General features: G+C 57.2%; 23 protein-coding genes and 1 tRNA gene. 18 read left to right on the top strand and 6 right to left on the bottom strand.

Features of this window, described 5'->3' with window-relative positions; all coding sequences use genetic code 11:
* Positions 1 to 54 precede the first annotated feature (54 nt).
* Both dnaQ and U2949_RS15980 read left to right on the top strand, forming a co-directional pair.
* Entirely contained in the window at positions 55 to 780 is a 726-nt protein-coding gene (dnaQ, locus tag U2949_RS15985) for a DNA polymerase III subunit epsilon (RefSeq protein ID WP_009460833.1), read from the top strand.
* A gap of 94 nt (positions 781 to 874) precedes the next feature.
* Positions 875 to 949, top strand: a tRNA-Val gene (locus U2949_RS15980).
* A 183-nt stretch (positions 950 to 1,132) separates the two neighbouring features.
* Here U2949_RS15980 and U2949_RS15975 read toward each other — a convergent pair.
* The gene (locus U2949_RS15975) at positions 1,133 to 2,446 is read right to left on the bottom strand and encodes a short-chain fatty acid transporter (RefSeq protein ID WP_026485438.1); all 1,314 of its coding nucleotides are present in this window, start codon (positions 2,444 to 2,446) and stop codon (positions 1,133 to 1,135) included.
* A 363-nt stretch (positions 2,447 to 2,809) separates the two neighbouring features.
* On the opposite strand from U2949_RS15975, the gene U2949_RS15970 reads away from it, so the two are divergent.
* From U2949_RS15970 to U2949_RS15955, 4 genes are read left to right on the top strand one after another with little or no spacing between them, the layout of a single operon-like run.
* Complete coding sequence (locus U2949_RS15970; RefSeq protein WP_321288769.1) at positions 2,810 to 4,855, top strand: TonB-dependent receptor plug domain-containing protein; 2,046 nt, start codon at positions 2,810 to 2,812, stop codon at positions 4,853 to 4,855.
* A 39-nt stretch (positions 4,856 to 4,894) separates the two neighbouring features.
* A complete protein-coding gene (locus U2949_RS15965) occupies positions 4,895 to 5,974 on the top strand; it encodes an ABC transporter substrate-binding protein (RefSeq protein ID WP_321288767.1) in 1,080 nt (359 codons plus the stop codon).
* Positions 5,971 to 6,987 (top strand): FecCD family ABC transporter permease, encoded by a 1,017-nt coding sequence (locus U2949_RS15960; protein WP_321288765.1) that lies wholly within the window; start codon positions 5,971 to 5,973, stop codon positions 6,985 to 6,987. Before U2949_RS15965 ends, U2949_RS15960 begins: the two co-directional genes overlap by 4 nt.
* Positions 6,984 to 7,751 (top strand): ABC transporter ATP-binding protein, encoded by a 768-nt coding sequence (locus U2949_RS15955; protein ID WP_321288763.1) that lies wholly within the window; start codon positions 6,984 to 6,986, stop codon positions 7,749 to 7,751. The genes U2949_RS15960 and U2949_RS15955 overlap by 4 nt, the downstream gene beginning before the upstream one ends.
* 15 nt (positions 7,752 to 7,766) lie before the next feature.
* Here U2949_RS15955 and U2949_RS15950 read toward each other — a convergent pair whose 3' ends face one another.
* Positions 7,767 to 8,327 (bottom strand): MarR family winged helix-turn-helix transcriptional regulator, encoded by a 561-nt coding sequence (locus tag U2949_RS15950; RefSeq protein ID WP_009460842.1) that lies wholly within the window; start codon positions 8,325 to 8,327, stop codon positions 7,767 to 7,769.
* Between the two features lie 290 nt (positions 8,328 to 8,617).
* Here U2949_RS15950 and U2949_RS15945 point away from each other — a divergent pair, with 290 nt between their 5' ends.
* The 4 genes from U2949_RS15945 to U2949_RS15930 all read left to right on the top strand — a co-directional run bounded on the left by U2949_RS15945 (position 8,618) and on the right by U2949_RS15930 (position 12,162).
* Positions 8,618 to 9,589, top strand: a complete 972-nt coding sequence (locus tag U2949_RS15945; protein WP_026485442.1) for an amidohydrolase family protein — start codon at positions 8,618 to 8,620, stop codon at positions 9,587 to 9,589.
* 2 nt (positions 9,590 to 9,591) lie between these two features.
* Positions 9,592 to 10,416 carry an alpha/beta fold hydrolase gene (locus tag U2949_RS15940; RefSeq protein WP_321288758.1) on the top strand — a complete coding sequence of 275 codons (825 nt, stop codon included), beginning with the start codon at positions 9,592 to 9,594 and terminating at the stop codon, positions 10,414 to 10,416.
* A gap of 83 nt (positions 10,417 to 10,499) precedes the next feature.
* On the top strand, positions 10,500 to 11,552 hold the full coding sequence (locus U2949_RS15935) for a M29 family metallopeptidase (RefSeq protein WP_321288757.1): 1,053 nt from the start codon (positions 10,500 to 10,502) through the stop codon (positions 11,550 to 11,552).
* Positions 11,539 to 12,162 carry an N-carbamoylsarcosine amidohydrolase gene (locus U2949_RS15930; protein ID WP_321288755.1) on the top strand — a complete coding sequence of 208 codons (624 nt, stop codon included), beginning with the start codon at positions 11,539 to 11,541 and terminating at the stop codon, positions 12,160 to 12,162. The genes U2949_RS15935 and U2949_RS15930 overlap by 14 nt, the downstream gene beginning before the upstream one ends.
* A 1,235-nt stretch (positions 12,163 to 13,397) precedes the next feature.
* Here U2949_RS15930 and U2949_RS15925 read toward each other — a convergent pair.
* From U2949_RS15925 to U2949_RS15910, 4 genes are all read right to left on the bottom strand, one after another.
* Positions 13,398 to 13,916 (bottom strand): aromatic-ring-hydroxylating dioxygenase subunit beta, encoded by a 519-nt coding sequence (locus U2949_RS15925; protein ID WP_321288754.1) that lies wholly within the window; start codon positions 13,914 to 13,916, stop codon positions 13,398 to 13,400.
* 13 nt (positions 13,917 to 13,929) lie between these two features.
* Positions 13,930 to 15,219: an aromatic ring-hydroxylating dioxygenase subunit alpha gene (locus tag U2949_RS15920; protein ID WP_035273649.1), complete on the bottom strand. Its 1,290-nt coding sequence runs from the start codon at positions 15,217 to 15,219 to the stop codon at positions 13,930 to 13,932.
* A 66-nt stretch (positions 15,220 to 15,285) separates the two neighbouring features.
* A complete protein-coding gene (locus U2949_RS15915) occupies positions 15,286 to 16,563 on the bottom strand; it encodes an NAD(P)/FAD-dependent oxidoreductase (RefSeq protein ID WP_321288751.1) in 1,278 nt (425 codons plus the stop codon).
* Positions 16,564 to 16,594: 31 nt separating this feature from the next.
* On the bottom strand, positions 16,595 to 16,909 hold the full coding sequence (locus U2949_RS15910; protein WP_009460854.1) for a non-heme iron oxygenase ferredoxin subunit: 315 nt from the start codon (positions 16,907 to 16,909) through the stop codon (positions 16,595 to 16,597).
* A gap of 380 nt (positions 16,910 to 17,289) precedes the next feature.
* Between U2949_RS15910 and U2949_RS15905 the strand changes: the two genes are divergently transcribed.
* Genes U2949_RS15905 through U2949_RS15870 form a run of 8 tightly spaced genes read left to right on the top strand, consistent with a single transcriptional unit; the run spans position 17,290 to position 26,082 of the window.
* Positions 17,290 to 18,387 carry a TRAP transporter substrate-binding protein gene (locus U2949_RS15905; RefSeq protein ID WP_063689718.1) on the top strand — a complete coding sequence of 366 codons (1,098 nt, stop codon included), beginning with the start codon at positions 17,290 to 17,292 and terminating at the stop codon, positions 18,385 to 18,387.
* A 24-nt stretch (positions 18,388 to 18,411) separates the two neighbouring features.
* Complete coding sequence (locus tag U2949_RS15900) at positions 18,412 to 20,814, top strand: xanthine dehydrogenase family protein molybdopterin-binding subunit (protein ID WP_321288750.1); 2,403 nt, start codon at positions 18,412 to 18,414, stop codon at positions 20,812 to 20,814.
* Positions 20,811 to 21,647, top strand: coding sequence for an FAD binding domain-containing protein (locus tag U2949_RS15895; protein WP_321288748.1), 837 nt, complete (start codon positions 20,811 to 20,813; stop codon positions 21,645 to 21,647). The genes U2949_RS15900 and U2949_RS15895 overlap by 4 nt, the downstream gene beginning before the upstream one ends.
* A gap of 3 nt (positions 21,648 to 21,650) precedes the next feature.
* Positions 21,651 to 22,838 carry a xanthine dehydrogenase family Fe-S subunit gene (locus U2949_RS15890; protein WP_321288746.1) on the top strand — a complete coding sequence of 396 codons (1,188 nt, stop codon included), beginning with the start codon at positions 21,651 to 21,653 and terminating at the stop codon, positions 22,836 to 22,838.
* Positions 22,839 to 22,882: 44 nt separating this feature from the next.
* Positions 22,883 to 23,902, top strand: a complete 1,020-nt coding sequence (locus tag U2949_RS15885) for an ABC transporter substrate-binding protein (protein ID WP_321288744.1) — start codon at positions 22,883 to 22,885, stop codon at positions 23,900 to 23,902.
* A complete protein-coding gene (locus U2949_RS15880) occupies positions 23,902 to 24,681 on the top strand; it encodes an ABC transporter ATP-binding protein (RefSeq protein ID WP_321288742.1) in 780 nt (259 codons plus the stop codon). Before U2949_RS15885 ends, U2949_RS15880 begins: the two co-directional genes overlap by 1 nt.
* Positions 24,674 to 25,435 (top strand): ABC transporter permease, encoded by a 762-nt coding sequence (locus U2949_RS15875; protein WP_321288741.1) that lies wholly within the window; start codon positions 24,674 to 24,676, stop codon positions 25,433 to 25,435. The genes U2949_RS15880 and U2949_RS15875 overlap by 8 nt, the downstream gene beginning before the upstream one ends.
* Before the next feature lie 38 nt (positions 25,436 to 25,473).
* Complete coding sequence (locus tag U2949_RS15870; RefSeq protein ID WP_257724270.1) at positions 25,474 to 26,082, top strand: TRAP transporter small permease subunit; 609 nt, start codon at positions 25,474 to 25,476, stop codon at positions 26,080 to 26,082.
* The last annotated feature ends 7 nt before the right edge of the window (positions 26,083 to 26,089 follow it).

Below are 26,089 nucleotides of genomic sequence, written 5' to 3'. Positions count from 1 at the left end.
GTATAGCCTCCTTGTCGAGTGCCATTACTGTGATTGAATTTGTAGGGAAAGTGAATGCGTCAAATTATTCTGGATACTGAAACCACCGGTCTGGAGCCTCGTGAGGGACACCGCATTGTTGAAGTGGGCGGGGTAGAGCTGTTCAATCGTAAATTGACGGGCCGCCATCTGCACTTGTATCTAAACCCGGACCGGGACTCTGACCCCGAAGCTTTGGCGATTCACGGCTTGACCACGGAATTTCTGTCCGGCCATCCACGTTTCAAGGACGTGGTTGATCAGGTGCTGGATTTTGTGCAGGGTGCGGAAGTCATTATTCATAACGCCTCTTTTGATACACGCTTTCTGGATGCTGAGCTGCAAAAGGTAGGTAAAGGCCCATTCTCGCAGTACTGCGACAGCATCACCGACTCCTTGTTGGTGGCGCGGGAAATGCACCCCGGCAAACGGAACTCCCTGGATGCCTTGTGCGAACGCTACGGCATTTCCAACTCCCACCGTACCTTGCACGGCGCTTTGCTGGACTCGGAATTGCTGGCTGATGTTTGGTTGGCCATGACCCGTGGCCAGGACGCCTTGCTGATGGACTTTGACGAGTCTGATGGGCAAGGTGGGGATGGCAGCAATCTGAGCCTGGGCAAGTTTGACGCCAGCGTGCTGAAAGTGCTGCGCGCGTCCGAAGCCGATCAGGCCGAGCATGAGAAATACATGGACGTGCTGGAAAAGCAGAACAAGAAGCCGCCCATGTGGCGTGAGATGCTCAACCCGGCAACGGAGTAATTATTTAAGAAAAGAGCTGGCCCTGAACTTGTAAATCAATCAGGGCCATGCTATAGTTTTTTTCTTCGCAGCTTTTGTAGTTCTTTAAAGCTCCGGGCGGTTAACTCAGTGGTAGAGTGCCACCTTCACACGGTGGAAGTCACAAGTTCGAACCTTGTACCGCCCACCATCTCCACCTTCATTTCATTCCCCCTCATATCGTCATTGCCCTTCTTTGTGGCGGCTTGTTTGCGTCTTGCTGATGCTTGGGCTGATTGCAGCCTGCTCAATGCAAAACGCCCCATGGATATTCACGGGGCGTTTTTTGTTGCCAGTCAGGATGCGATGTGTGATGAAAGCATCCCAGCCTGTCTTACAACCAGGTCAAACCAATCGAAATGACGATACCCGAGACAATCAGCTGAATCAGGCAAAAGCCCATGATGTCCTTGGCTTTCAGACCGGCAATAGCCAATACCGGCAAGGCCCAGAAAGGCTGCAGCATATTGGTCCAGGAGTCACCCCAGGCAACGGCCATGGCAGTGCGGGCCATATCAGCATCCAGAGCCTGAGTAGCAGCGATCACGACCGGGCTTTGTACCGCCCACTGGCCACCGCCCGAGGGCACAAAGATATTGACCAGACCGGCGCTCATGAAGGTCCAGAAGGGCAGGGTGGTAGCAGTGGCAAAGGACACCAGCCACTCGGACAGGCTGGCAGCCAGACCGGAGTCGATCATGATGGCCATGATGCCTGCGTAGAAGGGGAACTGAATCACAATCCCGGCACCGCCACGAATGGCTTCATCCAGGCTTTTCAGCAGACGACGTGGAGTCCCGTGCAGCAAGATGGCCAGAATCAGGAACGTGAAGTTGATTACGTTCAGGTTCAGGGTCGCACCACGCAGCACGTAGTAGTCAAACAGGTAGGCCAGGCCAGCGACACCAATCACGATGGAGATCAGACGACTGTTTTCCAGACGGTCTGCTGGACGATCAGTGGTTTGCTTGACGTCGTCCGGCGTGTCTTCCAGCAGCTTGGGATCGACGTAAATGCTTTCCTTGTCACTGGGCAGCATCAAGCGGTTGATTAGCGGCACCAGGATGAACAGGGCGATCACAATGGCCAGGTTAAAGAAGGCAAAGATGGTGTCGGAGGTGCTGATGATGCCGATCTTGTCTTCAGAGAAGTGGCCCGAGGTGGCAATGGTCAGTGGTACAGAACCGGCCAGGCCACCGTGCCAGACCAGAAAGCCCGAGTAGGCACTGGCAACCAACAAGCGGTAGTCCACACGGACCTGACGAGCCAGTTCTTTGGCGAACAGGGCGCCGACCACCAGGCCGAAACCCCAGTTGATCCAGCTGGCCGCCAGCGATACCAGGGTCACCAGAATGATGGCGGAACCAGCCGAACGGGCTAGCGAGGCCAGGCCACGCAACCAGCTTTTTACCAGTGGCGTGCTGGCCAGCATGTGACCGGTCAGCAAGACCAGCAGCATTTGCATGGCAAAGGTCAGTAGACCCCAAAAGCCGTTACCCCAATATTGGATGATCTCCATGGGAGAGCGTTGCTCAAACGCCATTGCCGCAATACCGGCAATCAGTGTGAGCAGGATGACGAAAATATACGGATCGGGTAGATAGCGTTCAACCAGGCGGACCGAACCGCGCGTCATGGCTTTAAACATAAATTGTGCTCCTGTGGATTTGCGCCAGTATTTGCGCGGGTCCAGATGTCTTGGGATCGTTTTGATGCCTGTTTGTGCAGGCACTTTGCTGGCAGCATTTTGATAGGAATGCTCAGTACAGCCGTATTGTTGGCGAGAAGCCGCAAATTGGGAAGACGGGAAAACCTGAACCTTAAAGTTTCTGGCTGGTTGTCATCTCTCGCTATATGCTTTACTATATATCGGTGTTTTCGAAAGAACCATCACTCATCGCTCGATGATGGGTTCTATTTACGGGCCCCTTGGGGTCCGTTTTTTTTTGTGCTGCATCTTTGTGTGGCGTCAGTTCATAAATCAATTAGAAAGATCGAATAGGGAAGGGGAATGAGACATCAGTCCAAACGCGCCACAGCAGCGCGTCATCAGTCCGTCTGTTTTGTGCCGCGCGCATTGGTCTTGAGCATGATGGGGGCCTTGGCAGTTAGCCAGGCTCATGCTCAGGAAAACAATGACCGCGTGTTTCAGCTGGGCAAAGTGGTTGTTCAGTCCAGCCTGGATCGCGAGGCTCCTTTGGGGGAGAGCGCAGTCAGCCAGAAAGAAATGCAGGCTTTTGATTTGCGCGATGTGGGTGCCGCCGTTAGTGTGCAACCCGGCGTGACCGTGTCGGCGGGCGGTGCCCGTAACGAACAGATGGTCTATGTGCGTGGTTTCGACTCTCGTCAGGTGCCCTTGTTTCTTGACGGTATTCCACAGTACGTGCCGTACGACGGCTATGTGGACTTTACCCGTTTCACCACCATGGACCTGAGCGAAATTCGCGTGGCCAAGGGCGCAGCTTCCTTACTGTATGGCCCCAATATCATGGGTGGTGCCATCAACCTGGTTACCCGCAAGCCGGTCAAGGAATTTGAAGGCGAGTTCCGCGCCGGTTACGCTACGGGCGATCAACGCTACAGTGCCTTGAACGTGGGCACCAACCAGGGCTCCTGGTACTTGCAAGCTGGCCTGTCCTGGTCGGGCGAGCGTACCTTCCCCTTGGGCCGTGGCTTTGAAGATCAAAAAGCACGTCCTACCGATACCGGCGGCATGCGCAGCAATGCTTCGCAAATGGACAAGAAAGCGTCCTTCAAACTGGGTATCACCCCCAATGCGACGGATGAATACGTCATTGGCTACGTGAACCAGAAAGGTCAGAAAGACAATCCGGTCTACACCGGCGTGAACGATGCCAAGCTGGGTCAACGCTACTGGCGCTGGCCATACTGGGACAAGGAAAGCCTGTACTTTCTGAGCTCTACCCAGATTGGCGAGAGCAACACCATCAAGACCCGCGTGTACGAAGACAAGTACAAGAACGGTCTGGATATGTATAGCGATGGTCAATACGCGACCCTGACTGGCCCGACCAGCGAGTACACGGACCGTACCCGTGGTGCTGCCCTGGAGTGGGTCAACACCAGCCTGGATAATCACGAGCTGCATTTCGCCTTGCACTACAAGGAAGATCAGCACCGTGACCCCAAGTCATCGGGCACCGAGCACTACAAGGACGTGACCACGTCTCTGGCGTTTGAGGACCGCATCGCCTTGGGTGAGCTGTGGCAGTTGCGTGTGGGTGCCAGCCACGAGCGTCGCAAGGCCAAAGAAGCGCACAACTTTGAAACCGGCGATACCGATGCCACCAACGGCTTGCTGGAACTGGGTTACGACTGGAGCGAGGCCATGCAGGTCTACGGCAGTGTGGCCTACAAGACTCGTTTCCCCACGATTAAAGATCGCTACTCCAGCCGCATGGGTTACGCCCAACCCAACCCGGATCTGAAACCCGAGCACGCCATTCATTACGAACTGGGCTTGCGTGGCCAACCCTGGGAAGGCGCTCAGCTGGATTCGGCGCTGTTCCTGAGCCAGGTGCGTGACATGATTCAAAGCACCGTCATCCAGGCTCCTGGTTGTGACAAGTACCGTCCAGTAGGTTTTTGTGATCAGGCCACCAACGTCGGCAAGGCGCGGCAAATGGGTCTGGAGCTGTCCTTGCAGCAGGAGTTTTCTGCTCATTGGTCGGCAGGCCTGGCGTACACGTATTTGAATCGCCGCAACCAGTCTGACCCGGACGTAAAACTGGTGGATACGCCCAATCACCGCCTGTTTGCTCACTTGAGCTGGAAGCCCACTGCGCAGTGGGAAGTGATGGGTTCGGTGGAAACCGAAAGTGGTCGTTACTACTCCTATGCAAACAATAAGGGTGATCAGATCTACGAAAAAACACCGGGCTTTGCCTTGTTGGGCTTGAAGGGTATCTGGCGTCCCAACTCGGTCGTTACCCTGGAAGCCGGTGTGCGTAACCTGGGCGACAAGTTGTACCAATACAAAGAAGGCTACCCCATGCCCGGACGCGTCTGGTTTGTGGGTGGAAGCTATCGTTTCTAAAGCCGTGCTGTTATTGGCAGTTAAAAGAGGAAGGGCGGGATGAAGCGTCGTGACATATTGCGTGCCTTGGCGGCACTGCCGGTTTTGGCGCCTCATGCCCGTTTGCTGGCCCGGCCTGAGCAGGCGGGAGCCAGCGCCCCGATCAATCTGCATATCAGCGTGGCGGGCAAATTGCCCGATCCGGCCCATGTTGGCCGGGTGGTGGCAGCCGGTCCGCCCGCTTCGGTGCTGGTGTATTGCCTGGCACCCCACACGCTGTCAGGTTGGCCTTTTCAGCTGGCTCCTGCTGCGCGCAGCATGATGGATGCCGCTGGTTTCTCCTTGCCGTATCTTGGCCGTCTGGCCGGTCGGGGCAGTACCTTGACCCTGGAAAGCCTGCTGGCCTTGAAGCCCGATATGGTCGTGGATATAGGTGATGTGAATCCCTATTACGAATCTGCCGCCAAGTCCGTGCAGGAGCAGACGGGCGTGCCCTATGTCTTGCTGGATGGTCGTCTGAACGACAGCCCGGCGCAGTTGCGTCAGGCAGGTCATATCCTGGGGCAGGCCGAACGCGGCCAGCAATTGGCCATGCGTGCACAGGCTATTCTGGACAGCGCACATCAAGCTGCCAGACCCCGAGCCAAAGGCTTGAAAGCCTATCTGGCACGCGGTAACGATGGTCTGGAAACCGGCATGGGCCAATCCATCCATACCGAGGTGCTGCGGCTTTGCGGCTTGACGGTAATGGGTGATGAGAAAACCGATAATCGTCTGGGCCGTATTTCCTACGAACAATTATTGGCCTGGGACCCGGATATTCTGTTTGCCCAGGATGATGCTTTCTTTGAACTGGCCCGCACCCAGGCGCCGTGGAGTCAGCTCAAGGCGGTGAGGGAAGGGCGTTTGTATCGCGTGCCAGCCCTGCCCTTTGGTTGGCTGGATGGCCCACCGGGAATCAATCGTCTGGCCGGTGTGATCTGGCTGAATGCCTTGTTGGAAGGTAGCGCGGCCATGCCACGCATGTACTCAGAGTTGCAGGCGTTCTATTCGGCCTTTTACGGCATGTCCCTGGACCAGATGCAGGTCAAGCGATTGGTACAAGGGCTGGACCCGCTGGGTCCGCAGCAAGGCGCATGAAAGCCAGTTTGCCTTACGGGCTATTGCTGCTTTTGCTGGGGCTGATTCTGGCCGTCTTGGTGGTGTTTGCCCTGGGGCAGGGGGCGTATCCCTTGTCCGGGACAGAAGTGCTGCGCGCCTTGATGTCCGGTTTTAGCAGCGACCCGGAAGCCGGACAGAATCAGGCCGTGCGTGTGGTCTGGGATTTGCGTCTGCCACGTATTGCAGCGGCCTTGCTGGTGGGAGCGGCGCTCTCGACAGCCGGTGCTGCTTATCAAACCATGTTTCGCAATCCACTGGTTTCACCCGATATTCTGGGTGTGTCCTCGGGTGCCGGTCTGGGGGCGATTCTGGCCATCTTTTTGAATTTCTCCTTGTTCGGCGTGCAGATGGCGGCTTTTGTTGGCGGCTTGCTAGCGGTGGGCATTGTCTTGAGTCTGGCGCGCATGCTGCGCCATCATCCACCTATTCTGATACTGGTCCTGGCTGGGATGGCGGTGGGCACCTTGCTGGGTGCCGCCTTATCGCTCATCAAGATCCTGGCCGATCCCTATTCTCAACTGCCCTCCATGACTTTCTGGTTGTTGGGAGGCTTGAGCGCCGTACGTTCCTACGAAGTGTGGCCAGCTGCGCTGATGGTATTGGCGTGCATCGTCCCTGTCTGGCTTTTGCGCTGGCGTATCAATGTCCTGGCCCTGCAAGATGACGAGGCCCGCTCCCTGGGTATGCCGGTGTCCACCTTGCGTTGCCTGCTGATTGTCTGCGCGACCCTGATGACAGCGGTGTGCGTCGCCTTGGCGGGCATTATCGCTTGGGTAGGGCTGCTGATTCCGCACGTTGCCCGCTTGCTGGTCGGCCCTGATTTTTCACGACTACTGCCAGTGTGTTTGCTGGTTGGTGCTGCCTTTCTGTTATTGACCGACACGCTGGCGCGCAGCATAGGTACGCTGGAGCTACCCTTGGGTGTGCTTACCGCCCTGGTGGGAGCGCCGGGCTTTTTACTGCTGCTGGCGCGTGGCAGGAGGCAGCGATGAGCGATCAAGGTCTGGAAGCCATCGATCTGGCCGTGGGCTACGGGCGCAAGCAAGTCGCCAGCAATCTGAATTTGCGTTTGCAGGCTGGGCAGGTGGTGTGTTTGCTGGGGCCCAATGGCAGCGGTAAGTCCACTCTGTTGCGTACATTGCTGGGTCTGCAGCCGCCTTTGAAAGGGCAGGTGAAGGTGCAGGGCAAGCCCCTGGAACAATGGAGTGCGCGAGCCTTGGCTAGACAACTGGCTTATGTGCCGCAAGCGCAGGACTCTGCTTTTGCTTTCACGGTTGAGCAATGGGTCCTGCTGGGCTGTGCCAGTGAGCTGGCCTGGTATACGCAGCCACGGGCCCAAGATCGGCAATGGGTGGGCACTTGTCTGCAGCGTTTGGGGATAGGATATCTGGCCCAAAAGCGCATTGATCAGATCAGCGGGGGAGAGCGCCAGCTGTGCGTGATTGCACGGGCCTTGGTGCAGCGTTCGCAGTTTTTGATCATGGATGAACCCGCTTCCAGCCTGGACTTCGCGAATCAATTACGGGTGCTGGATCAAGTCTCGCACTTGCGTCAGGAGGGCCTGGGTGTGCTCTTGTGTACGCATCAGCCCGAACATGCGGCTCGCGTGGCGGATTGGGTCATCTTGTACCGGGATGGGGGCATATTGGCGCAGGGACAGCCCTGCGACATGCTTAGTCAGGCCAGTTTGCGCCAGCTGTACCAGCTGCCAGCGCATGCCTTTGAACTACCTGATTGGTATGCGCGAGGGGCCTGAGGCCCCGCGAACTTCTCACATATTTTTCAGCGCAGCACGACCATATTGGTTGTTGTGCTCCACCACGCGCGTCAGCATGGTCATAAAAGTTTGGCGCTGCTTGGCGGTTAGTGGGTCCAGTAGTCGTTCCTGGGCGCGGTTCATGCCAGCACTGATTTCCTTCATCGCCGCCAGCCCTGCTTCGGTGATGTAAGTCTGGCGAGAGCGGCGGTCTTCGGGGTTGATACGGCGTCCCAGCAAACCTTTTTCTTCCAGTCTGCGGATGACATCGGCCGAGGTGGTGCGATCCAGCCCCAGCTCGTAGCCGATCGTGGTTTGATCCAGCCAGGGTGAACCCATCAACACGGACAGGACACCGTGCTGGACTGGGGTGAGGTCACTTTTGCATTCCTCGTAAAACATGGCGTAGTGAATCTGGTTAAGACGGCGAACCAGAAAACCAGGCCGGGACCACAGTTTGCGTCGATACAGCTCGGCATTTTCTTCTTCCACTGGACCCAGGATTTCGGCCTCGTCGGCTTCCAGTCGTTCTTCTTGCTTTAGCTCGGCGTGATTCTTCATGGATAAGTCAGTCATCGATTGAGTGGCCTTCAGCCTGTTGCCAACAAGGCAGCACGCTGAAAGCGGGACGACCTGCAAAGGGTACGGCTGCAAGGTCGGCGTCTACAAGGAAAGCAGGGCTACGCTAACGTGAACAAAAGCCCTGATTTCTGATTTGTAGTCATTTCTACAGGCGCTGTCCACGCCCCAAAGTATATGTGATTTCCCGACTTGCTGAAAACAATAATAATCAGCATACTGATAGATATTGTTGGGGGGTCAAACGATTGACCTTATTTAAATCAATAATTTAGGGAAAATTTACGGTGAAACGTATTAAAAAAATAGCACTGGAGGAGCACTTCAACGCCGTTGGCTTTGAGGATTATTCCAAGGCCTTTGTCAAACATATTGACAGTGCCGACGCGCGTGAACTGATGGCTCGTTTGCATGACTTCGACGCCCAGCGTCTGGAGGTGATGGATCGTGCCGGTATCGAGTACGTTGTGCTGTCGCAGACCGGCCCTGGGGTACAGGTGGAAAAGGATGTGTCCGTCGCTATCGAGCGTTCACGTCAGAACAATGATTTCCTGGCGCAGCAAATTGCTCGCCATCCCGACCGTCTGGGCGGCTTTGCCACTTTGCCCATGCAAGACCCGGCTGCTGCCGCGCAGGAATTGACGCGTGCGGTGCAGGATCTGGGCTTGAAAGGCGCTTTGGTTAACGGTCACACGCATGGCGTGTACTACGATGGCCGCGAATATGATGCCTTCTGGGAAACCGTGCAGAAGCTGGATGTGCCGTTCTATCTGCATCCCTTTGATGCTTATGAAATGCCGCACGCTTACACGGGCCACCCGGAGCTGATGGGTGCAACCTGGGGTTGGGGTGTGGAAACCGGCACTCACGCGCTGCGCATGTTGTTCGGTGGTGTGTTTGACCGTTGCCCAGACGTGAAGTTGATTTTGGGTCATATGGGTGAAGGTTTGCCGTTTCAGCGCTGGCGCTATGACAGCCGCTTTGCGGTATACCCGCACGGTGTCACCTTGAAGCGCAAGCCCTCCGAGTACATCGGCAGCAACATCCTGATCACCACTTCGGGTGTCTGTTCCGCCCCAACGCTAATGGGCGCAATTGGTGAAATGGGTGCTGAAGCCGTTCTGTTCTCGGTGGATTACCCCTACGAGTCCACTGAGCTGGCCGCTGATTTCATCGAGGCAGCGCCTATGGATGACAAAACACGCGAGCTGGTTTGCTACGGCAACGCTGCCCGTTTGTTCAAGCTGGACCGGAGCTAAGCATGAGCACATTTTTGTATGGCGCTCATGTGCACGCTAACGGTATTCGCCAGCATTACCTGCGTTTTGGTGGCTCCGTCGGAGGGCGTGACCGGCGTCCTGCCGTCATCATCGTTCCCGGCATTACCAGCCCGGCGGTGACCTGGGGTTTTGTGGGTGAGCAGTTCGGCAAGCACTTTGATACCTACATTCAAGACGTGCGTGGTCGCGGTTTGAGCGAAGCGGCTGAAGGCATGGATTACAGCCTGGATGCGCAGGCGGATGACTTGATTGCTCTGGCTCAGGCCTTGGGCCTGAAAGACTACATCGTGGTCGGTCATTCCATGGGTGCCCGCATTGGTTTGCGTGCCGCTCACAAGAATAGTGATGGCCTGAATCGTCTGGTGATGGTTGATCCGCCAGTGTCTGGCCCAGGTCGTCGCGCTTATCCCTCCAAGTTGCCTTGGTACGTGGATTCCATGGCGATGGCTCGCAAGGGCTGCACGGCTGACGACATGCGTGCCTTCTGCCCGACCTGGACCGAAGAGCAATTGCAGTTGCGTGCCCAGTGGCTGCACACCTGCCACGAGCCTGCGATTCTGGCCAGCTTTGAAGGTTTCCACACCGACGATATCCACGTCGACTTCCCGCATCTGAAAGTGCCTGCCTTGCTGATGACCGCCGAGCGTGGCGATGTGGTGCGCGATGAAGATGTGGCCGAGATTCAGCAACTGGCCTCCGGCGTTCAGCACGTTCGCGTGCTTGATGCCGGTCACATGATTCCTTGGGATAACGAAACGGGCTTCTACGAAGCCTTCGGTGACTTCCTGGGCCAGCGCTTGGTGTGATGTTGAGCAGGGGCCGCCAAGGCGGCCCTGTCGTGATTAGGCATGTCGGTTTGAAGCCGAGGTGTCTCACTAGGAGAGACAAAATGGCAGTGAGTGATTATCAACTTATCGAAGCATGGCAAGAGGTTCTACGTCTGTCCAAGCTGCAAGCAGGTCAAACCGTGACCCTGCTGACCAGCTCCACGACGAATCAGCAAACCATGCAGTGTGCGCAGATCGCGGCGCAGTCCATGGGCGCGGTGGTAAATCGTCTGGATCTGTTGCCTGTGAATGCAGAGAAGGCCCTGAGCCGGGATTCTTTGGCTTATTTGGGCACCACGCCTTTGACGGGCAATGAGGCGGCAATTGCAGCTCTGAAGGCCAGCGATCTGGTTCTGGACCTGATGACCCTGTTGTTCTCGCCCGAGCAGATCGACATTCTGAAGTCGGGTACCAAGATTCTGCTGGCTGTGGAGCCACCGGAGATTTTGGTTCGTACCGTGCCAACCGAAGCGGATCGAGCGCGTGTGACAGCGGCTGCGGGCCTGATTAAAGCAGCCAAGGAAATGAGCATTACCTCTCCTGCTGGCACTAATTTGCGTTGCCCGCTGGGTGAGTTCCCCGCGATTCGCGAGTACGGTTTTGTAGATGAGCCCGGTCGTTGGGATCACTGGCCTAGCGGCTTTGTGCTGACTTGGCCGAACGAGCTGGGCACTAACGGCACCATCGTGATCGACAAGGGCGACATCCTGCTGCCGCAGAAAAAGTACTCTTCCGAGCAGATTGTTCTGACGGTGGAGAATGGTTATGCCACGAAGATCGAAGGCGGCATTGAGGCGCAATTATTGGACGAGTACATGAAGTCCTTCAATGACCCCGAAGGCTACGCTATCTCGCATATCGGCTGGGGTCTGCAACCGCGTTGTCATTGGTCCACGCTGGGTCTGTATTCGCGTGAGAACACCATTGGTATGGATGCTCGTGCGTTCGAGGGCAACTTCCTGTTCTCCCTGGGCCCGAACAACGAGGCAGGCGGCAATCGTACGACGGCATGTCACATCGACATTCCTTTGCGCAATTGCACGGTCAGCCTGGATGGCCGCGCCGTAGTGCGTGATGGCAAAGTACTGGACGGAGGCGTTGGTGAGTACGAATGAAGGAGCGGTTTACGCTCAACAAGGTTTTGGGTCGACGCTGGAGCCGAAAGCTCCGTATGGCCTACTGATTATTGATCTGGTGAATGGTTTTGCTGATCCGGCGGTGTTTGGTGGCGGCAATATCCCTGAAGCCATCGAGAACACACAGAATCTGTTGGCAACGGCGCGTGAACAGGGCTGGCCGGTGGCTCACACCCGCATTGTGTATGCCGACGATGGCGCTGATAACAACATCTTCAGCATTAAAGTGCCCGGCATGCTGGGTCTGACCGAAGACGCGCACAATAGCCACATCGTGCCGGAACTGGCTCCTGCCCCCGGTGAGTTCATCGTTCGCAAGAATGTGCCTTCGGCCTTCTTTGGTACGCCCTTGGCTGCGTGGCTAACGCAACGAGGTGTGCAAACACTGCTGGTCGCCGGTGCTGTCACCAGTGGTTGCGTGCGCTCCAGCGTGGTTGATGCGATGCAACTGGGTTTCCGCCCCTTGGTGGTATCGGATTGCGTGGGTGACCGTGCGATTGGCCCGCACGAGGCGAACCTGTTCGATATGCGTCAGAAGTACGCCACCGTGGCAACACGTGAAGAGGCGATGACGTTGATCGGTCTTTAAAGCTGTTCAAGCTCTTGAGCTTTCGAGAAGAACGATGTGTTTCATCATGGTCTGGATGGGCGTCCGTGCTTGATGAGACATGATTCGTCGTTAACAAGTCTGTGTTGATAGCCTTGTGATTGAGTATCGATGGCCTGCCGCTTGGGGGCGGGCTATCGGACCTGTGCCCCTGGGAGCCGTATGGCTCTCGGGGGCTTTTTTATTTTTGGCAGCGTTGTGGGTTTGCAAGGATTGTGGTGTCAGGGCTTTCTTCTGGACGTGCCGTTTGGGCTTTGCGTAAGGGGGGGCGGATAGTTTTCTTGTGGGGCCCGGGTACGGCTTGTCTTGGCGGGTCTCTTGCCCACGCTGCGCGTGGGTTCCCTTGTCAGAGTGCTGGGGCGGGCGGGTCGTGAACTCGGAGCGCGGTTTGTCCCCCGGACAAACCGCAAGCGTGCTCCTCAAACAGCACGACCCTTGCATCCCGCCCCAGCACTCTGCCCGCGGCAAGAGCCCTGACTCGCCCGCCAAGCCGTACCCGGGCCCCACAAGAAAACAAGCAACACGGGTTAAAGCCCAAACGGCACTTGCAGAGGTGGGATGAAAAGTAGGGGCGCAGATTGAATGGGTGGAGAAAGGAAGGGAGAGGGGTTGAAGAGCAGAACGATAGGCGCTTGGGAAATACAGAAGAGCAAGGCACGAGGCCCTGTTTGTTCAAAGAGTCCGTAAGAGATTGGTAGATAAAAAGCCATTGTGAGCCGTTCAGTCGGCCTGCTGGGGTGTCAGGGCGGATCAGAGTGCTTGCCGCGGGCAGGAGATAGCGTAGGGGTGCAAGCATCCTGCTGTTTGAACCCGACGCTTGTACTTGGTCCGGGGGACCAAGTACCGGGTGAGTTCAGGATGCGCCCGTAGCTATCTCCTGACAAGGGCACCGGTGCGCAGCACCGGCAAGTGCTCAGCCCGGACACCCCAGCAGGCCGACTGAATGGCGTTTTCACAGAGACTTCTTTTACCCCCGGTCCCCTGATTAACCTTAATTCCCTCCAGGCTTGATAGGCCTCCAGAACCTGCGCTACCAGCCCTAAAGCCTCATATCTCTGACGTTGCGCCAGGCATCAGCCCTTTGCCCCAATAAATAAGCAAAAAAAAGCACCCCTCAACAAAGAAGGGTGCTCAAAGGAATCAGAAGACCTTCTGACTCAAGTGGCTCGGAAACAGCACACAAAAAACAGTTTTAAAACCAGAAGCAAGCCCCGGACTTAGACCGGAAACACCAGATCATTCGCCAGGATGGACGTATCAAAAATCACCTGACGCTCCTTGAGCATCAAACGACCGTCCACACGTGTGAACGTATCAAAATAATTACCCACCAGATGCACTGTGGAAGGCCCTTCCACCAAAGTCTGCATCAGCATGAAATTGCCCTCGGCATCAATGTCGCCATTATCCTCCTCGCTGATCACACGAACATCCGTGACCAAATGCAGCATGTAGCGCGGGGCATACATCTGCGTGCGGGCAATGGCCACCGCACGATCGTGCATCATGTCGCGCCCTTCGGCATAGACCAGACCTACCGGCAAATTCAGATCCGCGTTCTCGCGTGAAGTGACCCGGTAAACCGCGTCCTCCACAAAAAACATGGGCCAGTCCTCAACATTGCCACGATCCAAAGTGGCACAGTACTCGGCATTGAAAAGCTCAATTTCCGCCTTCAACGCCAAAGCGCGCTCAACAGAAACCTGGGCGGGTTTGAAAGAAAAATCCATTTTCATAAGTCAGCTCGTCTTACAGATCCATCACTTGGCGGTAGTACTGGTACATGGAGCGAATAGCCGCTTCCGAGATCAGCGTATTGGACGTACCCAGCTTGCTCTCATCGAGCTTGATGATGTTCACCTCGCTGCTGGAACGACGTACCCCTTCCTGCACAAACTTCATGGCCTCGTTGTCTTCCAGACCCAGAAAACCGGCAGGGCCCATCAGGTTGCCCTGACGCAGACGGTGACGAGTCATCTCCTCGGTATCGTCCTCATAGCCAAACATGGTCCATTGCATGATCAGACTGTTGGGGCCATTGGGCACGATCTGACGCACACCCAAGGTGTTCATCTCGCGTTGAACAATCAGGTTGGGCCAGATCGTTTGCATAGTGACCGACCAGGGCGAATCAAACTCCTTGATGTAGTCCAGGAAACGCTCGTCGCGCAAACGCATATCGTCCACAAACGAACGCATTTCCTTCTTGTTGTCCTCGCTGACCTCGGCGTACTTGTCCTCGGACTTGGCCGATGCCATATAGCCATGGCGACCATGTACAGGGTCCACATACATCTGCGACTTGTTGCCCGCCACCAGCAGACCAAATACCACCAGGAAAGAGTGCAGCAAGGTTGCGTGGTACGGGTCCTTCAGGTTCTCGTGGTACATCTTCCAGTTGCAAGGCAACTCGTTACGGTAGTAACCCAGAATCTTCAGCTTCTTGCCGGGGAACACGGCCTCGAAATCCTTCAGGATTTCAGGCGTCAGGTATTCCGTAATAGGCTCGACCTTGTCGCTGTAGGACGCAAAAATGACGCCATTGTGCGTGGTCACATGCAGCTTTTTCAGACCATGCTCGGAGTTCTTGAAGCTGCGCGGCATGCCGCCTTCTTTATTCGCACCGCGCTTGAAAGGAATCCCTTGCAGATCACCCTTCAGGCTGTAAGACCACTGGTGATACGGGCACACAAATTCATTGGTGTTGCCCTGGTTGTGGCGGCAGAACTCGGCACCACGGTGCGCACAGCGGTTTTCAAATACGTTGATGCTGCCATCTTCCGCACGCGCCACGACTACTGGCGTGGAACCCACATACGAGCGCTTGTAGTCGCCCGAATCGGGAATTTCCGCCTCCAGGGCCACAAAGTTCCAGGTGTCACCGTGGAAAATGCGCTCCATCTCGCGGTTGTAAATGTCGTTGCTGGTGTAGACCCAATCCGGAATGGTGTTGAGCACGTCCTCGGGCCAGGTGCATTCCTCGACAGGGCGGTCTTTGGACCCGACCGTCTGGCCTATCACCGTTTGCGTCTGATACATGGGGTTCTCCTCTGATAACTCTTTAATGATTCGTGATGACGAGGCGGCGCAGGCCGCTTCTCTTTCTTAGACTTGGGCCGTACGAGCTGCTTCTTTCACGTACTGGCGCAGCTTGGTCGCCGGGTCCAGCACGATGGCCGGGTCCACAGGCAAGTTCTGTTCCATGACGCTGCGCAAAGCGCGTAGATCCGCGCCGGCATTGACGCCAATTGCGTGTCGCAAATGCTGGCCTTCAAATGCCAGCAACATGAAGCTGATGGCATCGCCCTGGCTGTCCATGACGCCGCGTACCTGATAGTTCAGATCCGGGCTGCCTTGGCCCAGCATTTGAATGTTGCAACCGAGCACATCCGTCCAGAACCAACTGACAGGTGCAGCAGGAGCATCCTGCCCGGCAATGGCGTGGGCCACCTGACGGGCTTGCTCGTTGGCGTTCTGCCAGGATTCGGTGCGCGTGCGCACGGCGGTATCGGGGCAGATCTGGGTGGCGCAATCGCCAGCGGCATAAATGCCCGCCACACTGGTGCGGCCCTGGCGATCCACAATAATCCCGGCCGTCATATCGTCTACCGCGATACCACTGGCCCGCGCCAAGGCGGAGTTTGCGCTCAGACCGGCGGCCACAATGGCCAGATCGCCATTCAGGATCTGGCCATCATTTAGTTCCAGCTGAACGGGGTGCTCGTTTTCTGCCGCAAAGTGGGCCTGACGCACACCCTGACCCAAGCGCACGGTGATGCCTTGCGACTCGAAGCGCTCCAGCAACCATTGCGACAGCAGGGCAGGGGCGTTGCGGGCCAGCAGACGTTCATTCGCTTCAATGATGGTGACCTGTGCGCCAGTTTCACTGGCAGTTGAAGCCAGTTCCAGACCCATGAAACCGCCACCAATCACCAGGGCGCGCAAACCGGGTTGCAGACGAGCTTGCAGGCTCAGGGCATCGTCCAGTGTGCGCAGATACAGGGCGTTGGCCTGGCTGGCGGGCAGCAGCGCCAGTTCGCGGGCCGCGCCGCCAGTGGCCAGAACAGCGTGTTCAAAGTTCCAGGTCTGGCCATTGCTCAAGCTGGCCTGACGCGTGGCGCAATCCAGAGACTGCACGCTGGTGCCCAGCAGGAGTTCAATATTCTGTTCTTGATAGAACTCGGCTTTTTGCAAAAACACGCTGTCAGTGGTCGCGCTGGACTTGAGCACGTCTTTAGATAGGGGCGGGCGTTCGTAGGGAAGATGCGTTTCATCCCCTACCAAGGTGATGCTGCCGCTAAAGCCCAGGCTGCGCAGTTCGCGCGCCAGCACCGAAGCCGCTTGGCCAGCGCCGATGATCAGTACGGAAGTGTGGTGTGCCATGATGTTGCAGGTCTCGTCAGCAGAAAAAAGCTCAGGCCTGACTGAAGTCGGCCAGAATATCGTTGCCTTCAATGCGCAGCGGGTAGACCTTGATATCCACCGTGGCAGGGGCGTTCATGGCCTTGCCAGTGCGCAAACAGAACTTGGCCTGATGCAGCGGACATTCCACACAACCGTCTTCCAGATAGCCGTCGGACAGCAGGGCATATTGGTGGGTACAGACGTTGTCGGTCAGGTGGAACTCGTCATCCAGTTTGTGCAGGGCCAGTTTCTTGCCTTCCCACTCGATTGCCAGGGACTCTTCGTTGTCGATGGCATCGGTTTCGGAAATTTTTATCCAGTTCAAAGTTGTCTCCGGGTTGTGCTTTCAATTAGTCAGTATACTGTATAAATTATAAAATCAAATATCGTTTTTATAAGGGATTGCGCTAGTTTAGACTTAAGCTATTGATGCGGCTTTCCTTTATCTCATCAAGGACATGCGTCAGTAGTTTCCCTGCTTGACCAAAAATTAATTAATCAGCACACTTACTATTATCGAAGCGGTGAATGTGAATTTCACAGGGCAGTGACACCGCTTGGAACGTCCGTCTGGCCCCTCGGGGGGGACGGTTTGGCAAGGTTCAGACAGTTGCTGTCCGGGCCCGAGACCAGACTGGCGGGCAGCTACCCAGGCCCCTATCGAGCAAGGGGTGTAAATACATTAAAAATACAAAGAGGTGAGTGATGGAGCGTCGTAGTTTTCTGCTGAAATCGGCAACGGTCGCTGGTGCAGGTTTGGCAGCAGTAGCCGCCCCTGCAATGGCACAAAACAGCCCCACCGTACGCTGGCGTATGTCTACCGGCTGGCCCAAAAGCCTGGACACCATTTACGGTTCGGCTGAGGCGCTGTGCAAACGTGTCAGCGAACTGACCGAAGGCAAGTTTGAAATCCGCGCTTTCCCCGGTGGCGAGCTGGTGCCTTATGCCCAGAATATGGATGCCATCAGCAACGGCACGGTCGAGTGCAACCACGTGCTCAGTACCGCTTTTGTGGGCAAGAACACCGCCGTAACCTTTGATACCGGCTTGTCCTTTGGCATGAACGCCCGCCAGCACAATTCCTGGGTTCACTTCGGTGGTGGCCTGAAATTGCTGCGCGAAATGTACAGCCAGTACAACATCGTGAACTTTGTGGCCGGTAACGTGGGCGTGCAAATGGGTGGCTGGTTCCGCAAGGAAATCAAGGACCTGGACAGCCTGCAAGGCCTGAAAATGCGTATCGGCGGCATCGGCGGCATGGTGCTGTCCAAACTGGGCGCCGTGCCTCAGCAGATTCCACCTAGCGACATTTACTCCTCGCTGGAAAAAGGCACGATTGATGCGGCCGAGTGGATTGGCCCCTACGACGACGAAAAACTGGGCTTGAACAAAGTCGCTCCCTTCTACTACTCCCCCGGCTGGTTCGAGGGCAGTGCGTCCCTGACCACCATGGTTAATAAGGATGCCTGGGAAGCCTTGCCTGCCAACTTCAAGGCAGCATTCGAGACGGCCTGTAACGAGCAGACCATGCTCAGCCTGGCCAAGTACGATGCCTTGAACCCCGGCGCCCTGCGCAAGCTGGTGGCTGAAGGTGCCAAGCTGCGCTACTTCCCCAAGGACGTCATGAAGGCCGCCTACGACAAGTCCCAGGAACTGTGGAAGGAACTGTCGGACAGCAACGCCGATTTTGCCAAGATCTATCCAAGCTGGAAGGCCTTCCAGGAACAGGAAGCCAGTTGGTTCCGGGTGGCCGAAAGCGCCCTGGACAACTTCACCTTCAGCGAGTTGGGCAAGCGCAGTTAAGCAGCACATTCTTAAGGTAGTGAAATGAGTCAGCACAGTCACCCGTCAAGCCTGGGTGGCCAAGGAGTCGGTGCGCGTATTCTCCGCAAGGAGGATGCGCGCCATCTCAATGGCCAGGGCAACTTCATCGGAAACATGACCATGCCAGGGCTGCAGGAAGTCGCCTTCCTGCGCAGCCCTATGGCGCATGCCCGTATTCGTCAGATCAATATTGAAGACAGCGCACGCGCGCAGGTTATTACCCGCGCCGATATGCCGGACTGTCTGGATATTTACGCCGCGTCCACCTTGCCCAGTTATCAGGCCTCCAGCATGCCGCCGCTGGCCTCGGGTAGTGTGCGTTATGTGGGCGAGCCGGTGGCTCTGGCCTTTGGCGAAAGCCGCGCCGTGGCCGAGGACGTTCTGGAAGAGATTGAAGCCTTGTATGACGAGCTGCCGGTCTATGGCAGTGTGCAGGCCTCGCTGGCCGCACAGAGTGATCTGTTGCATGAAGGCTGGCAGAACAATGAGTTTGTGACACTGCGCTCGGACGTGGCTTTTGAAGAGCACGCCGCCCGTGCCGACCGCGTGATCGAGCATTCCGTCAGCCTGTCGCGTCAATGCATGTTGCCGATGGAAGGCAAGGCTGTCCTGGCCTATTGGGATTTCCAGGCCGATCAGTTGGTGGTGTATTGCGGCAGCCAGATCCCGCACATGCACCGTACCGGCATTGCCCAGTTTCTGGGGATGGATCAGGCGCAGGTGCGTGTGATTTCCCCCGATGTCGGTGGCGCCTTTGGCTATAAATGCGTGCTGCATCAGGAAGAGCTGTGCGTGGCCTGGTTGGCCAAGACTTTCCGCAAGCCATTCCGCTTCATGGAAGACCGTCGCGAGCACTTGATTGCGGGCGCGAATACCCGTGAACACCAATACCGCCTGAAAGCACATATCAGCAATGAAGGCCGCCTGCTGGCGCTGGACGCTGAAATTGATATTGATGGCGGCGCGTACTCTGTTTGGCCCTTTACCGTGGGGCTGGAAGTAGGCCAGGCCTTGGGTAACTTGCCCGGTCCTTACGATTTCCGTGGTTATCGTTGCCGCACGCGTGGTGTGGGCACCAACAAGCCTGGTTTCATGCCATACCGTGGCGTGGCCCGTACGGGTGTCTGTCTGGCTATTGAACAGATGATGGACCAGATCGCTTTGGCGGTCGGCAAATCCTCCTGGGAAATTCGCCTGATGAACCTGGTGAAAGGCGAGCAAATGCCTTACGTCAACGTGGCCAACAAGCATTACGACTCGGGCGATTATCCAGAAAGCCTGCGCCGCGCCTTGGCAGCTGTGGATGTGGATGCTGTCCTGGCCCGTCAGGCCAAGGGTGAGGCTGATGGCCGCTTGATTGGTCTGGGTGTGGCTTCTTATACCGAGCAGTCTGCACACGGCACGTCCGTGTTTGCCAGCTGGGGTACGGCGGTGATTCCCGGTTTCGACCAGGCTTTTGTACGCATGACTCCGGACGGCGGTTTGGAAGTGCGCGTGGGTGTGCACTCGCACGGTCAGGGTATGGAAACGTCTTTTGCCCAGATCGCCAGCGAGATTCTGGGTATTCCCGTGGCCAAGATCAAAGTGGTGCACGGTGATACCGGCCGTACTCCATTCTCTACTGGCACGTACGCCTCGCGCTCCTTGGTGATGTCCGGTGGTGCAGTGTCCAAAGCCTGTAAAGAGCTGCTGCCGCGCGTGCGCAAGATTGCCGCGCATATGCTGAAAACCGATGTGGACAACATGCAGCATCAAGGCGATATGTTCAGTGCCGGTGACCGTCAGGTCAGCATCGCCCAAGTGGCCGATGCCTGGTACATCAACCCGCAGCATTTGCCCGAGGACGTAGACCCGCAAGGTCTGGAACTGTCCGTAGGCTACAAGCCCAAAGTGGATACCGGCAGCTTCACCTACGCCAGCAATGCCGTGGTGGTGGCGGTTGATCCGCGTACTGGCGGGGTGGAAGTGCTCAAGTACGTGGTGGTGGAAGACTGCGGTGTCATGATCAACCCCATGATTGTGGAAGGCCAAACGATTGGTGGCGTTGCCCAGGGGATTGGCACCGCCTTGTACGAAGAAATGCCGTACGACGATTTTGGTCAGCCGCTGGCCTCCACCTTGGCAGACTACGTCATGCCTGGTGCCTGCGAAGTGCCCAATATTCATATCGAACACATGGAAAGCCCCTCGCCCAATACCGAGTTCGGTGCCAAGGGTATGGGTGAGGGTGGGGCGATTGCACCTCCCGCCGCCATCATGTCGGCCATCAATAATGCCTTGCGCTCCACGGGGGCACAGGTCTCGCACACGCCCGTGACACCGCATCGACTGCTAAGCGCGATTCGCGCCGCAGCACAGCCCGCCAATCAGCAAGATAAACAGCCCGTGTCGGAGGTTCAGGCATGAAGGCCGCCAAGTTTGAATACGAACAGGCCCAGAGCCTGAAACAGATCCAGGATGCCTATGGCAGCAACCCTTCAGCGCTGCGCTTGATGGGCGGTAGCCAGTCCCTGGGCCCCATGTTGAATCTGCGTCTGGTACGCCCAGGCCGTGTGCTGGACGTGTCGGCAGTGCCCGAACTGCGTCAGGTATCAGCCCATAAAGGGCAGGTGCGTATCGGTGCAGCCGTGACTCACGCCCAGATTGAAGACGGCATTCACGAACTGCTGCGCGGTCACATGATGCAGAAAGTGGCAGGCCGCATCGCTTACCGGGGTGTGCGCAATCGCGGCACTCTGGGTGGCAGCCTGGCCCATGCTGACCCGGCCGCGGATTGGGTGCTGACCTGTGCCGCTTTGGGCGCACGCATCAATGTGCGTGGAACCCAGGGTAGCCGCAGCGTTCCCATGAGCGAATTCATGCTGGCGGCCTACACCACGGTGCTGGAAGCCGGTGAGTTTATCGAGTCCGTAGACGTGCCAGAAGTGTCCGGCTCGGCCCGTTGGGGTTACTACAAGTTCACCCGTAAAGTGGGCGAGTTTGCCGATGCCAGTTGTGCCTGCTATTTCGATCCGGCCACCCGCACGGCGCGCGTAGTGATTGGTGCCATGGAAGGCGCCCCGCGCTCCTTGCCCGAGCTGGCCGTGAAAGTGGCCGCACAAGGGGCTGCCGTCCTGGAAGGGGACACGATTGAAGCGGCCCTGCAGCCGTATCTGGCACAGCGGGACGAGGCCCATCAGGTGCTGTTCCGTACGGTAGTAGAGCGCAGCCTGAAGCAAGCGCTGGGTGTGAAAGGTTAAGACATGGCAGAAATCTCGATTCAAGTTAACGGCCGTCAGCAAAAGCACGAGGCCGAACCGCGCACCCATCTGGGTGATTTCATCCGCGAGAAAAGCCGTTTGACCGGCACCAACCTGAGCTGTGAACACGGTGTGTGCGGCGCATGTACGGTGCTGGTGGATGGTCGTCCGGTGCGCTCCTGCATCACTTTTGCCGGTGCTTGCGATGGTCACGAAGTTACCACCGTAGAGGGTTACGACGACGACCCGATCATGAGCCGTCTGCGTACCGCTTTTTCGGAAAAACATGCTTTGCAATGCGGCTTCTGTACGCCCGGCATGTTGGCCACCAGCCGCGACATCGTGCTGCGTTTGCCCGACGCGGACGAGGCCCGTGTGCGCATTGAACTGTCCGGCAATATTTGCCGCTGCACCGGCTATCAAGGCATTACGGCTGCCATTCTGTCCGTGCTGCAAGCCCTGCGCGATCAGCCCGACGCTCAGGTGGAAGCCCTGCGCGCCGCTGTGGTGCAGAACGTGCAGCAAGACTGGAACCAGAACGGCTTTACGACTTTTGAAGCTGTACAGGAAGAAGTGCAGGCTCCCGCTCCGGTGGCGGCTGCTGCGCCCGCCGCGTCCGGTAGTGCTGACAAGGGCAAGGGTCAGGCCATTCAAGGGGGTTTTGATGCCCGTTTCCCGGCCGATCAGGTTTGGGCTTTCATGAAGGATCTGCCCAAAGTGGCGGGCTGTCTGCCCGGCACGATTATCGAGTCCCAGGAAGGGGCTACGGTGCAGGGCAAGATCGCCATCAAATTTGGCCCCATGTCGGCTGCCTTCAAGGGCAATGCCACGCTGGAGGAAGACAACGAACGCCGTGCCGCTGTGCTGCGCGGTGAGGGCGTGGACTCCTTGAGCCAATCGCGTGCCCGTGGCGATGTCAGCTTTCAGGTAAATCCGGATGGCGAAGCGCGCAGCCGCGTGGAAGTGGAACTGGTGTATTCGCTGCAAGGGCCACTGGCGCAGTTTTCGCGCTCCGGGCTGGTTCAGGATTTCGTGCGCCGCATGATTGCGGAGTTCGGCAAGAACGTGAACCTGCGCCTGGAAAAACCGCTGGCCGAAGGCGAAGAGCCGGTGGTGGCCGAGTTCAATCCGGTCAAGATGTTCTTCAGCATTTTGTGGGACCGCTTCAAGGGACTTTTCCGGCGCTCATAAGCGCATAGACGACGCAAGACGATAAATAAAACGGGGGTAAGGAGATGACGGAGCGTAAAGCTTTGGGGGGACGTGTGCGCCTCGCAATCGGGGCCACCTTCTTGTTGAGCACCTGGGGGGCGGCAGCAGAGCCCTTGAATGTAAAGCTGGACTGGACCCCTTGGGCCGTCCATGCACCGTTTCATCTGGCCGTGGAAAAGGGCTGGTTCAAGCAGGCTGGTCTGGATGTACGGTTGGAAGATGGCAACGGTTCTGTTACGGCCGTGCAGATCGTGGGTGGCAGTGACCGCTTTGATGTGGGTCAGGCGGCGCTGGCCTCCATGGTGATTGCGCGCAGCAAGGGCTTGCCGGTCAAAGGGCTGGCTACCTTTGCCACGACTAGCGATATCGGCGTGCTGGTGCCCAAGGATTCGGGCATTAGCGGGCCGGAGGGTTTGAAGGGACTCAAGATCGCCTATACCGCCGGTTCTCTGGAAGCGCCTTTTGTGGATGCCTTCCTGGCGGCGGGCGGATTGCGCCGCAGCGATGTGGATCTGCTTAGCGTGGATGCCGCAGGCAAGGCCGCTACCTATGCGGTGGGCCGGGCTGATGCGGTGATCTCCACCATTCCTTTTGTGCTGGCTTCGGTGTCGCGTCAGCGCGCCTCCAATGCGATTCCTTTCGCCCAGCATGGTCTGGATATGGTCAGCTTTGGCCTGTTCACCAGCGAAACCAAACTGGCCAGCCGGGGGCAGGAGCTGACGACCTTTTCCAACGTGGTGGCCAAGTCCTGGAACTACATTTACAACGGCCACGAGCAAGAGGCGGTGGATGCGATTGTGGCGCAACGCCCCAATGCACGTCTGGACAAGGCCATTTTGCTGGACCAGCTGAACATTCTTAAAACCTACTTCGGCCCGGCTGTCGAGCAAGGCAGCATTGGCGTGAACCAGCCTGCGGATTGGGACAAGACCATTGCCACGCTGGAACGGGTTGAGTTGATCCCGGCTGGCCAGAAAGCCACGGACTACTACCAGTCCGGCGTGGTCACCCCGCAATCCCTGAGCAGTCTGGAGCTGAAGTAATGGCGGCGCGGGTTCTTTCTCAAGATGTGCGCAAGCGCTTTGAGGGTGTGCGCGATGTGCTGGCGCTCGATGGCATCAATGTCGATATTCAACCCGGCCAGTTCATCAGCATCCTGGGCCCCAGCGGCTGTGGGAAAAGCACTTTCCTGCGTTGCGTGGCCGGGCTGGAAAACATCAGCAGCGGCTCCTTGACGGTAGACCAGCAACCCGTCAGCGGCCCGCCCGATCAGGTGGGCATGGTGTTTCAGCGCGATGCCTTGCTGGAGTGGCGCACCATACGCGACAACATCCTTTTGCCTTTGGAGTTTGCCGGCAAGCGCACGGCTGATTATCTGGACAAGGTGGACCAGCTGCTGGCCTTGACCGGCCTGTCCCAGTTTGCCGACAGCTATCCACGCCAGTTGTCCGGCGGCATGCGACAGCGGGCGTCCATCTGCCGCGCCCTGGTGGATGATCCGCGCCTGTTGCTGATGGACGAGCCTTTCGGTGCGCTGGATGCGCTGACACGCGACAACATGAACGCCGAGTTGCAACGCATCTGGATGAAAACGGGCAACACCACCTTGTTTGTGACGCACGGCATTGCCGAAGCCGTTTTCCTGGGCGATACCGTGCTGGTGTTCTCGTCCCGTCCGGGCCGCATTCTGGAGCAGATCAAGATCGACTTTCCTCGTCCGCGCCCGTTGTCCTTGCGCGAGACCCCGGAGTTCGGTCGGCATGTGGCTCATATCCGTCAATTGTTTGGTATTGCCGATGGCGCGGGAGACAGCCATGAATAAAGCCTTGCGTTCCATGCCTAGCTGGTTGGCGGGCGTGGTCTCTACCGTCGTGGTGCTGTTGACGTGGGAATTAATTTGTTGGCTGGGTCAGGTGCGGGAAGTGATTTTGCCGCGCCCCTCGCTGATTCTGGAGGATTTGTATGGCGAACTGGGTTGGTACATGGGTCAAGCGTTATACACGCTCGGCATCACGCTGGCTGGATTTGTATTGGCCGCCGTAGGCGGCGTGCTGATCGCCGTCGCTTTAGTGGGTTCACCGCTCTTCGAGCGTTTTTGCTATCCCCTGATTGTGGGTTTCAACAGCATTCCCAAAGTGGCTTTGGCGCCGTTGTTCGTGGTCTGGATGGGTACCGGCTACGAGCCCAAGGTGGCCATTGCTTTTCTGATCGCCGTCTTTGCCGTGATTGTGGATACGGTGCAAGGCTTGCGCTCGGTCTCGCCCGACATTCTGGACCTGGGCCGCGTCCTGAAAGGCGGGCCGGTTGCCCTGTTTTTCAAAGTGCGCCTGCCCTCTGCGCTGCCATCGATCATGGCGGGCCTGAAAGTGGCTCTGTCCCTGGCTTTGGTAGGGGCCATTGTGGGCGAGTTCGTGTCCTCCCAGCGTGGCCTGGGCTTTGTGATCATGAGCGCCCAAGGGGTGTTCGACACGGTGCGGGTGTTCTCCGCCCTGTTCATTCTGGCCGTCATGGGACTGGCGCTGTACTTCCTGCTGGATGCAGTTGAAAAGCGCGCCACCCGTTTTCGGTCTCATTAGATTCCAACTAACTTCAACGCAGAAAATCTGGGGGATTGATGCAATCTTTACTCAAACTATCCAGGGCGATCGACAGCCTGAATCAGCTATGTGGCCGGGTGGTCATGTGGGTGGTTCTGCTGGTTGTCTTGATCAGCTCTTATAACGCCATTGCGCGCAAGTTCTTTGACTCCAGCTCCAATGCCTGGCTGGAGGTGCAGTGGTATCTGTTTGGCGCCTTGTTCCTGCTGACGGGCGGCTATACCTTCTTGCGCAATGAGCATGTACGTGTTGACGTGCTGGCCTCGCGCCTGTCCGAGCGCAAGCAGATTGTGATCGAAGCCGTGTGTGTGGTGCTGTTCATGCTGCCGGCCTGTATTGCCATCATGGCCTTGTCCTGGCCGGTGTTCATGGACTCCTATCTGACTCAGGAAGTGTCCTCTAATTCCGGCGGCCTGATTCGCTGGCCTGCCAAATTGATTATTCCCATCGGTTTCGCCCTGATTTCCTTGCAGGGGATCTCGCACCTGATCAAGTGCATTGGTTTCTTGCGCGGTGCCTGCCCCAACCCCAACAAGAAGTTGCAGGAAAAATCGCCCGAAGAGCTGCTGGCTGAAGAAATTGCTCGGCAAGCCGAGGCCAAGTTAGCGCATCAACACAAAGGCTGAACCAGAT

Source organism: Alcaligenes phenolicus (assembly GCF_032063905.1).
GTDB lineage: Bacteria > Pseudomonadota > Gammaproteobacteria > Burkholderiales > Burkholderiaceae_B > Alcaligenes > Alcaligenes phenolicus.
Note: the sequence above shows the minus strand (reverse complement) of the source record. Positions and strands in the feature narration are given on the sequence as shown.

What these genes read in the sequence shown, in the direction of transcription:
- U2949_RS15880 (WP_321288742.1), top strand. Translation starts at nt 23,902, where the DNA reads ATGGCGGCGCGGGTTCTTTCTCAAGATGTGCGCAAGCGCTTTGAGGGT.
- U2949_RS15975 (WP_026485438.1), bottom strand. Translation starts at nt 2,446, where the DNA reads ATGTTTAAAGCCATGACGCGCGGTTCGGTCCGCCTGGTTGAACGCTAT.
- U2949_RS15900 (WP_321288750.1), top strand. Translation starts at nt 18,412, where the DNA reads ATGAGTCAGCACAGTCACCCGTCAAGCCTGGGTGGCCAAGGAGTCGGT.
- U2949_RS15890 (WP_321288746.1), top strand. Translation starts at nt 21,651, where the DNA reads ATGGCAGAAATCTCGATTCAAGTTAACGGCCGTCAGCAAAAGCACGAG.
- U2949_RS15875 (WP_321288741.1), top strand. Translation starts at nt 24,674, where the DNA reads ATGAATAAAGCCTTGCGTTCCATGCCTAGCTGGTTGGCGGGCGTGGTC.
- U2949_RS15895 (WP_321288748.1), top strand. Translation starts at nt 20,811, where the DNA reads ATGAAGGCCGCCAAGTTTGAATACGAACAGGCCCAGAGCCTGAAACAG.
- U2949_RS15970 (WP_321288769.1), top strand. Translation starts at nt 2,810, where the DNA reads ATGAGACATCAGTCCAAACGCGCCACAGCAGCGCGTCATCAGTCCGTC.
- U2949_RS15940 (WP_321288758.1), top strand. Translation starts at nt 9,592, where the DNA reads ATGAGCACATTTTTGTATGGCGCTCATGTGCACGCTAACGGTATTCGC.
- U2949_RS15935 (WP_321288757.1), top strand. Translation starts at nt 10,500, where the DNA reads ATGGCAGTGAGTGATTATCAACTTATCGAAGCATGGCAAGAGGTTCTA.
- U2949_RS15925 (WP_321288754.1), bottom strand. Translation starts at nt 13,916, where the DNA reads ATGAAAATGGATTTTTCTTTCAAACCCGCCCAGGTTTCTGTTGAGCGC.
- U2949_RS15885 (WP_321288744.1), top strand. Translation starts at nt 22,883, where the DNA reads ATGACGGAGCGTAAAGCTTTGGGGGGACGTGTGCGCCTCGCAATCGGG.
- U2949_RS15955 (WP_321288763.1), top strand. Translation starts at nt 6,984, where the DNA reads ATGAGCGATCAAGGTCTGGAAGCCATCGATCTGGCCGTGGGCTACGGG.
- U2949_RS15965 (WP_321288767.1), top strand. Translation starts at nt 4,895, where the DNA reads ATGAAGCGTCGTGACATATTGCGTGCCTTGGCGGCACTGCCGGTTTTG.
- U2949_RS15870 (WP_257724270.1), top strand. Translation starts at nt 25,474, where the DNA reads ATGCAATCTTTACTCAAACTATCCAGGGCGATCGACAGCCTGAATCAG.
- U2949_RS15960 (WP_321288765.1), top strand. Translation starts at nt 5,971, where the DNA reads ATGAAAGCCAGTTTGCCTTACGGGCTATTGCTGCTTTTGCTGGGGCTG.
- U2949_RS15920 (WP_035273649.1), bottom strand. Translation starts at nt 15,219, where the DNA reads ATGTATCAGACGCAAACGGTGATAGGCCAGACGGTCGGGTCCAAAGAC.
- U2949_RS15915 (WP_321288751.1), bottom strand. Translation starts at nt 16,563, where the DNA reads ATGGCACACCACACTTCCGTACTGATCATCGGCGCTGGCCAAGCGGCT.
- dnaQ (WP_009460833.1), top strand. Translation starts at nt 55, where the DNA reads ATGCGTCAAATTATTCTGGATACTGAAACCACCGGTCTGGAGCCTCGT.
- U2949_RS15905 (WP_063689718.1), top strand. Translation starts at nt 17,290, where the DNA reads ATGGAGCGTCGTAGTTTTCTGCTGAAATCGGCAACGGTCGCTGGTGCA.
- U2949_RS15950 (WP_009460842.1), bottom strand. Translation starts at nt 8,327, where the DNA reads ATGACTGACTTATCCATGAAGAATCACGCCGAGCTAAAGCAAGAAGAA.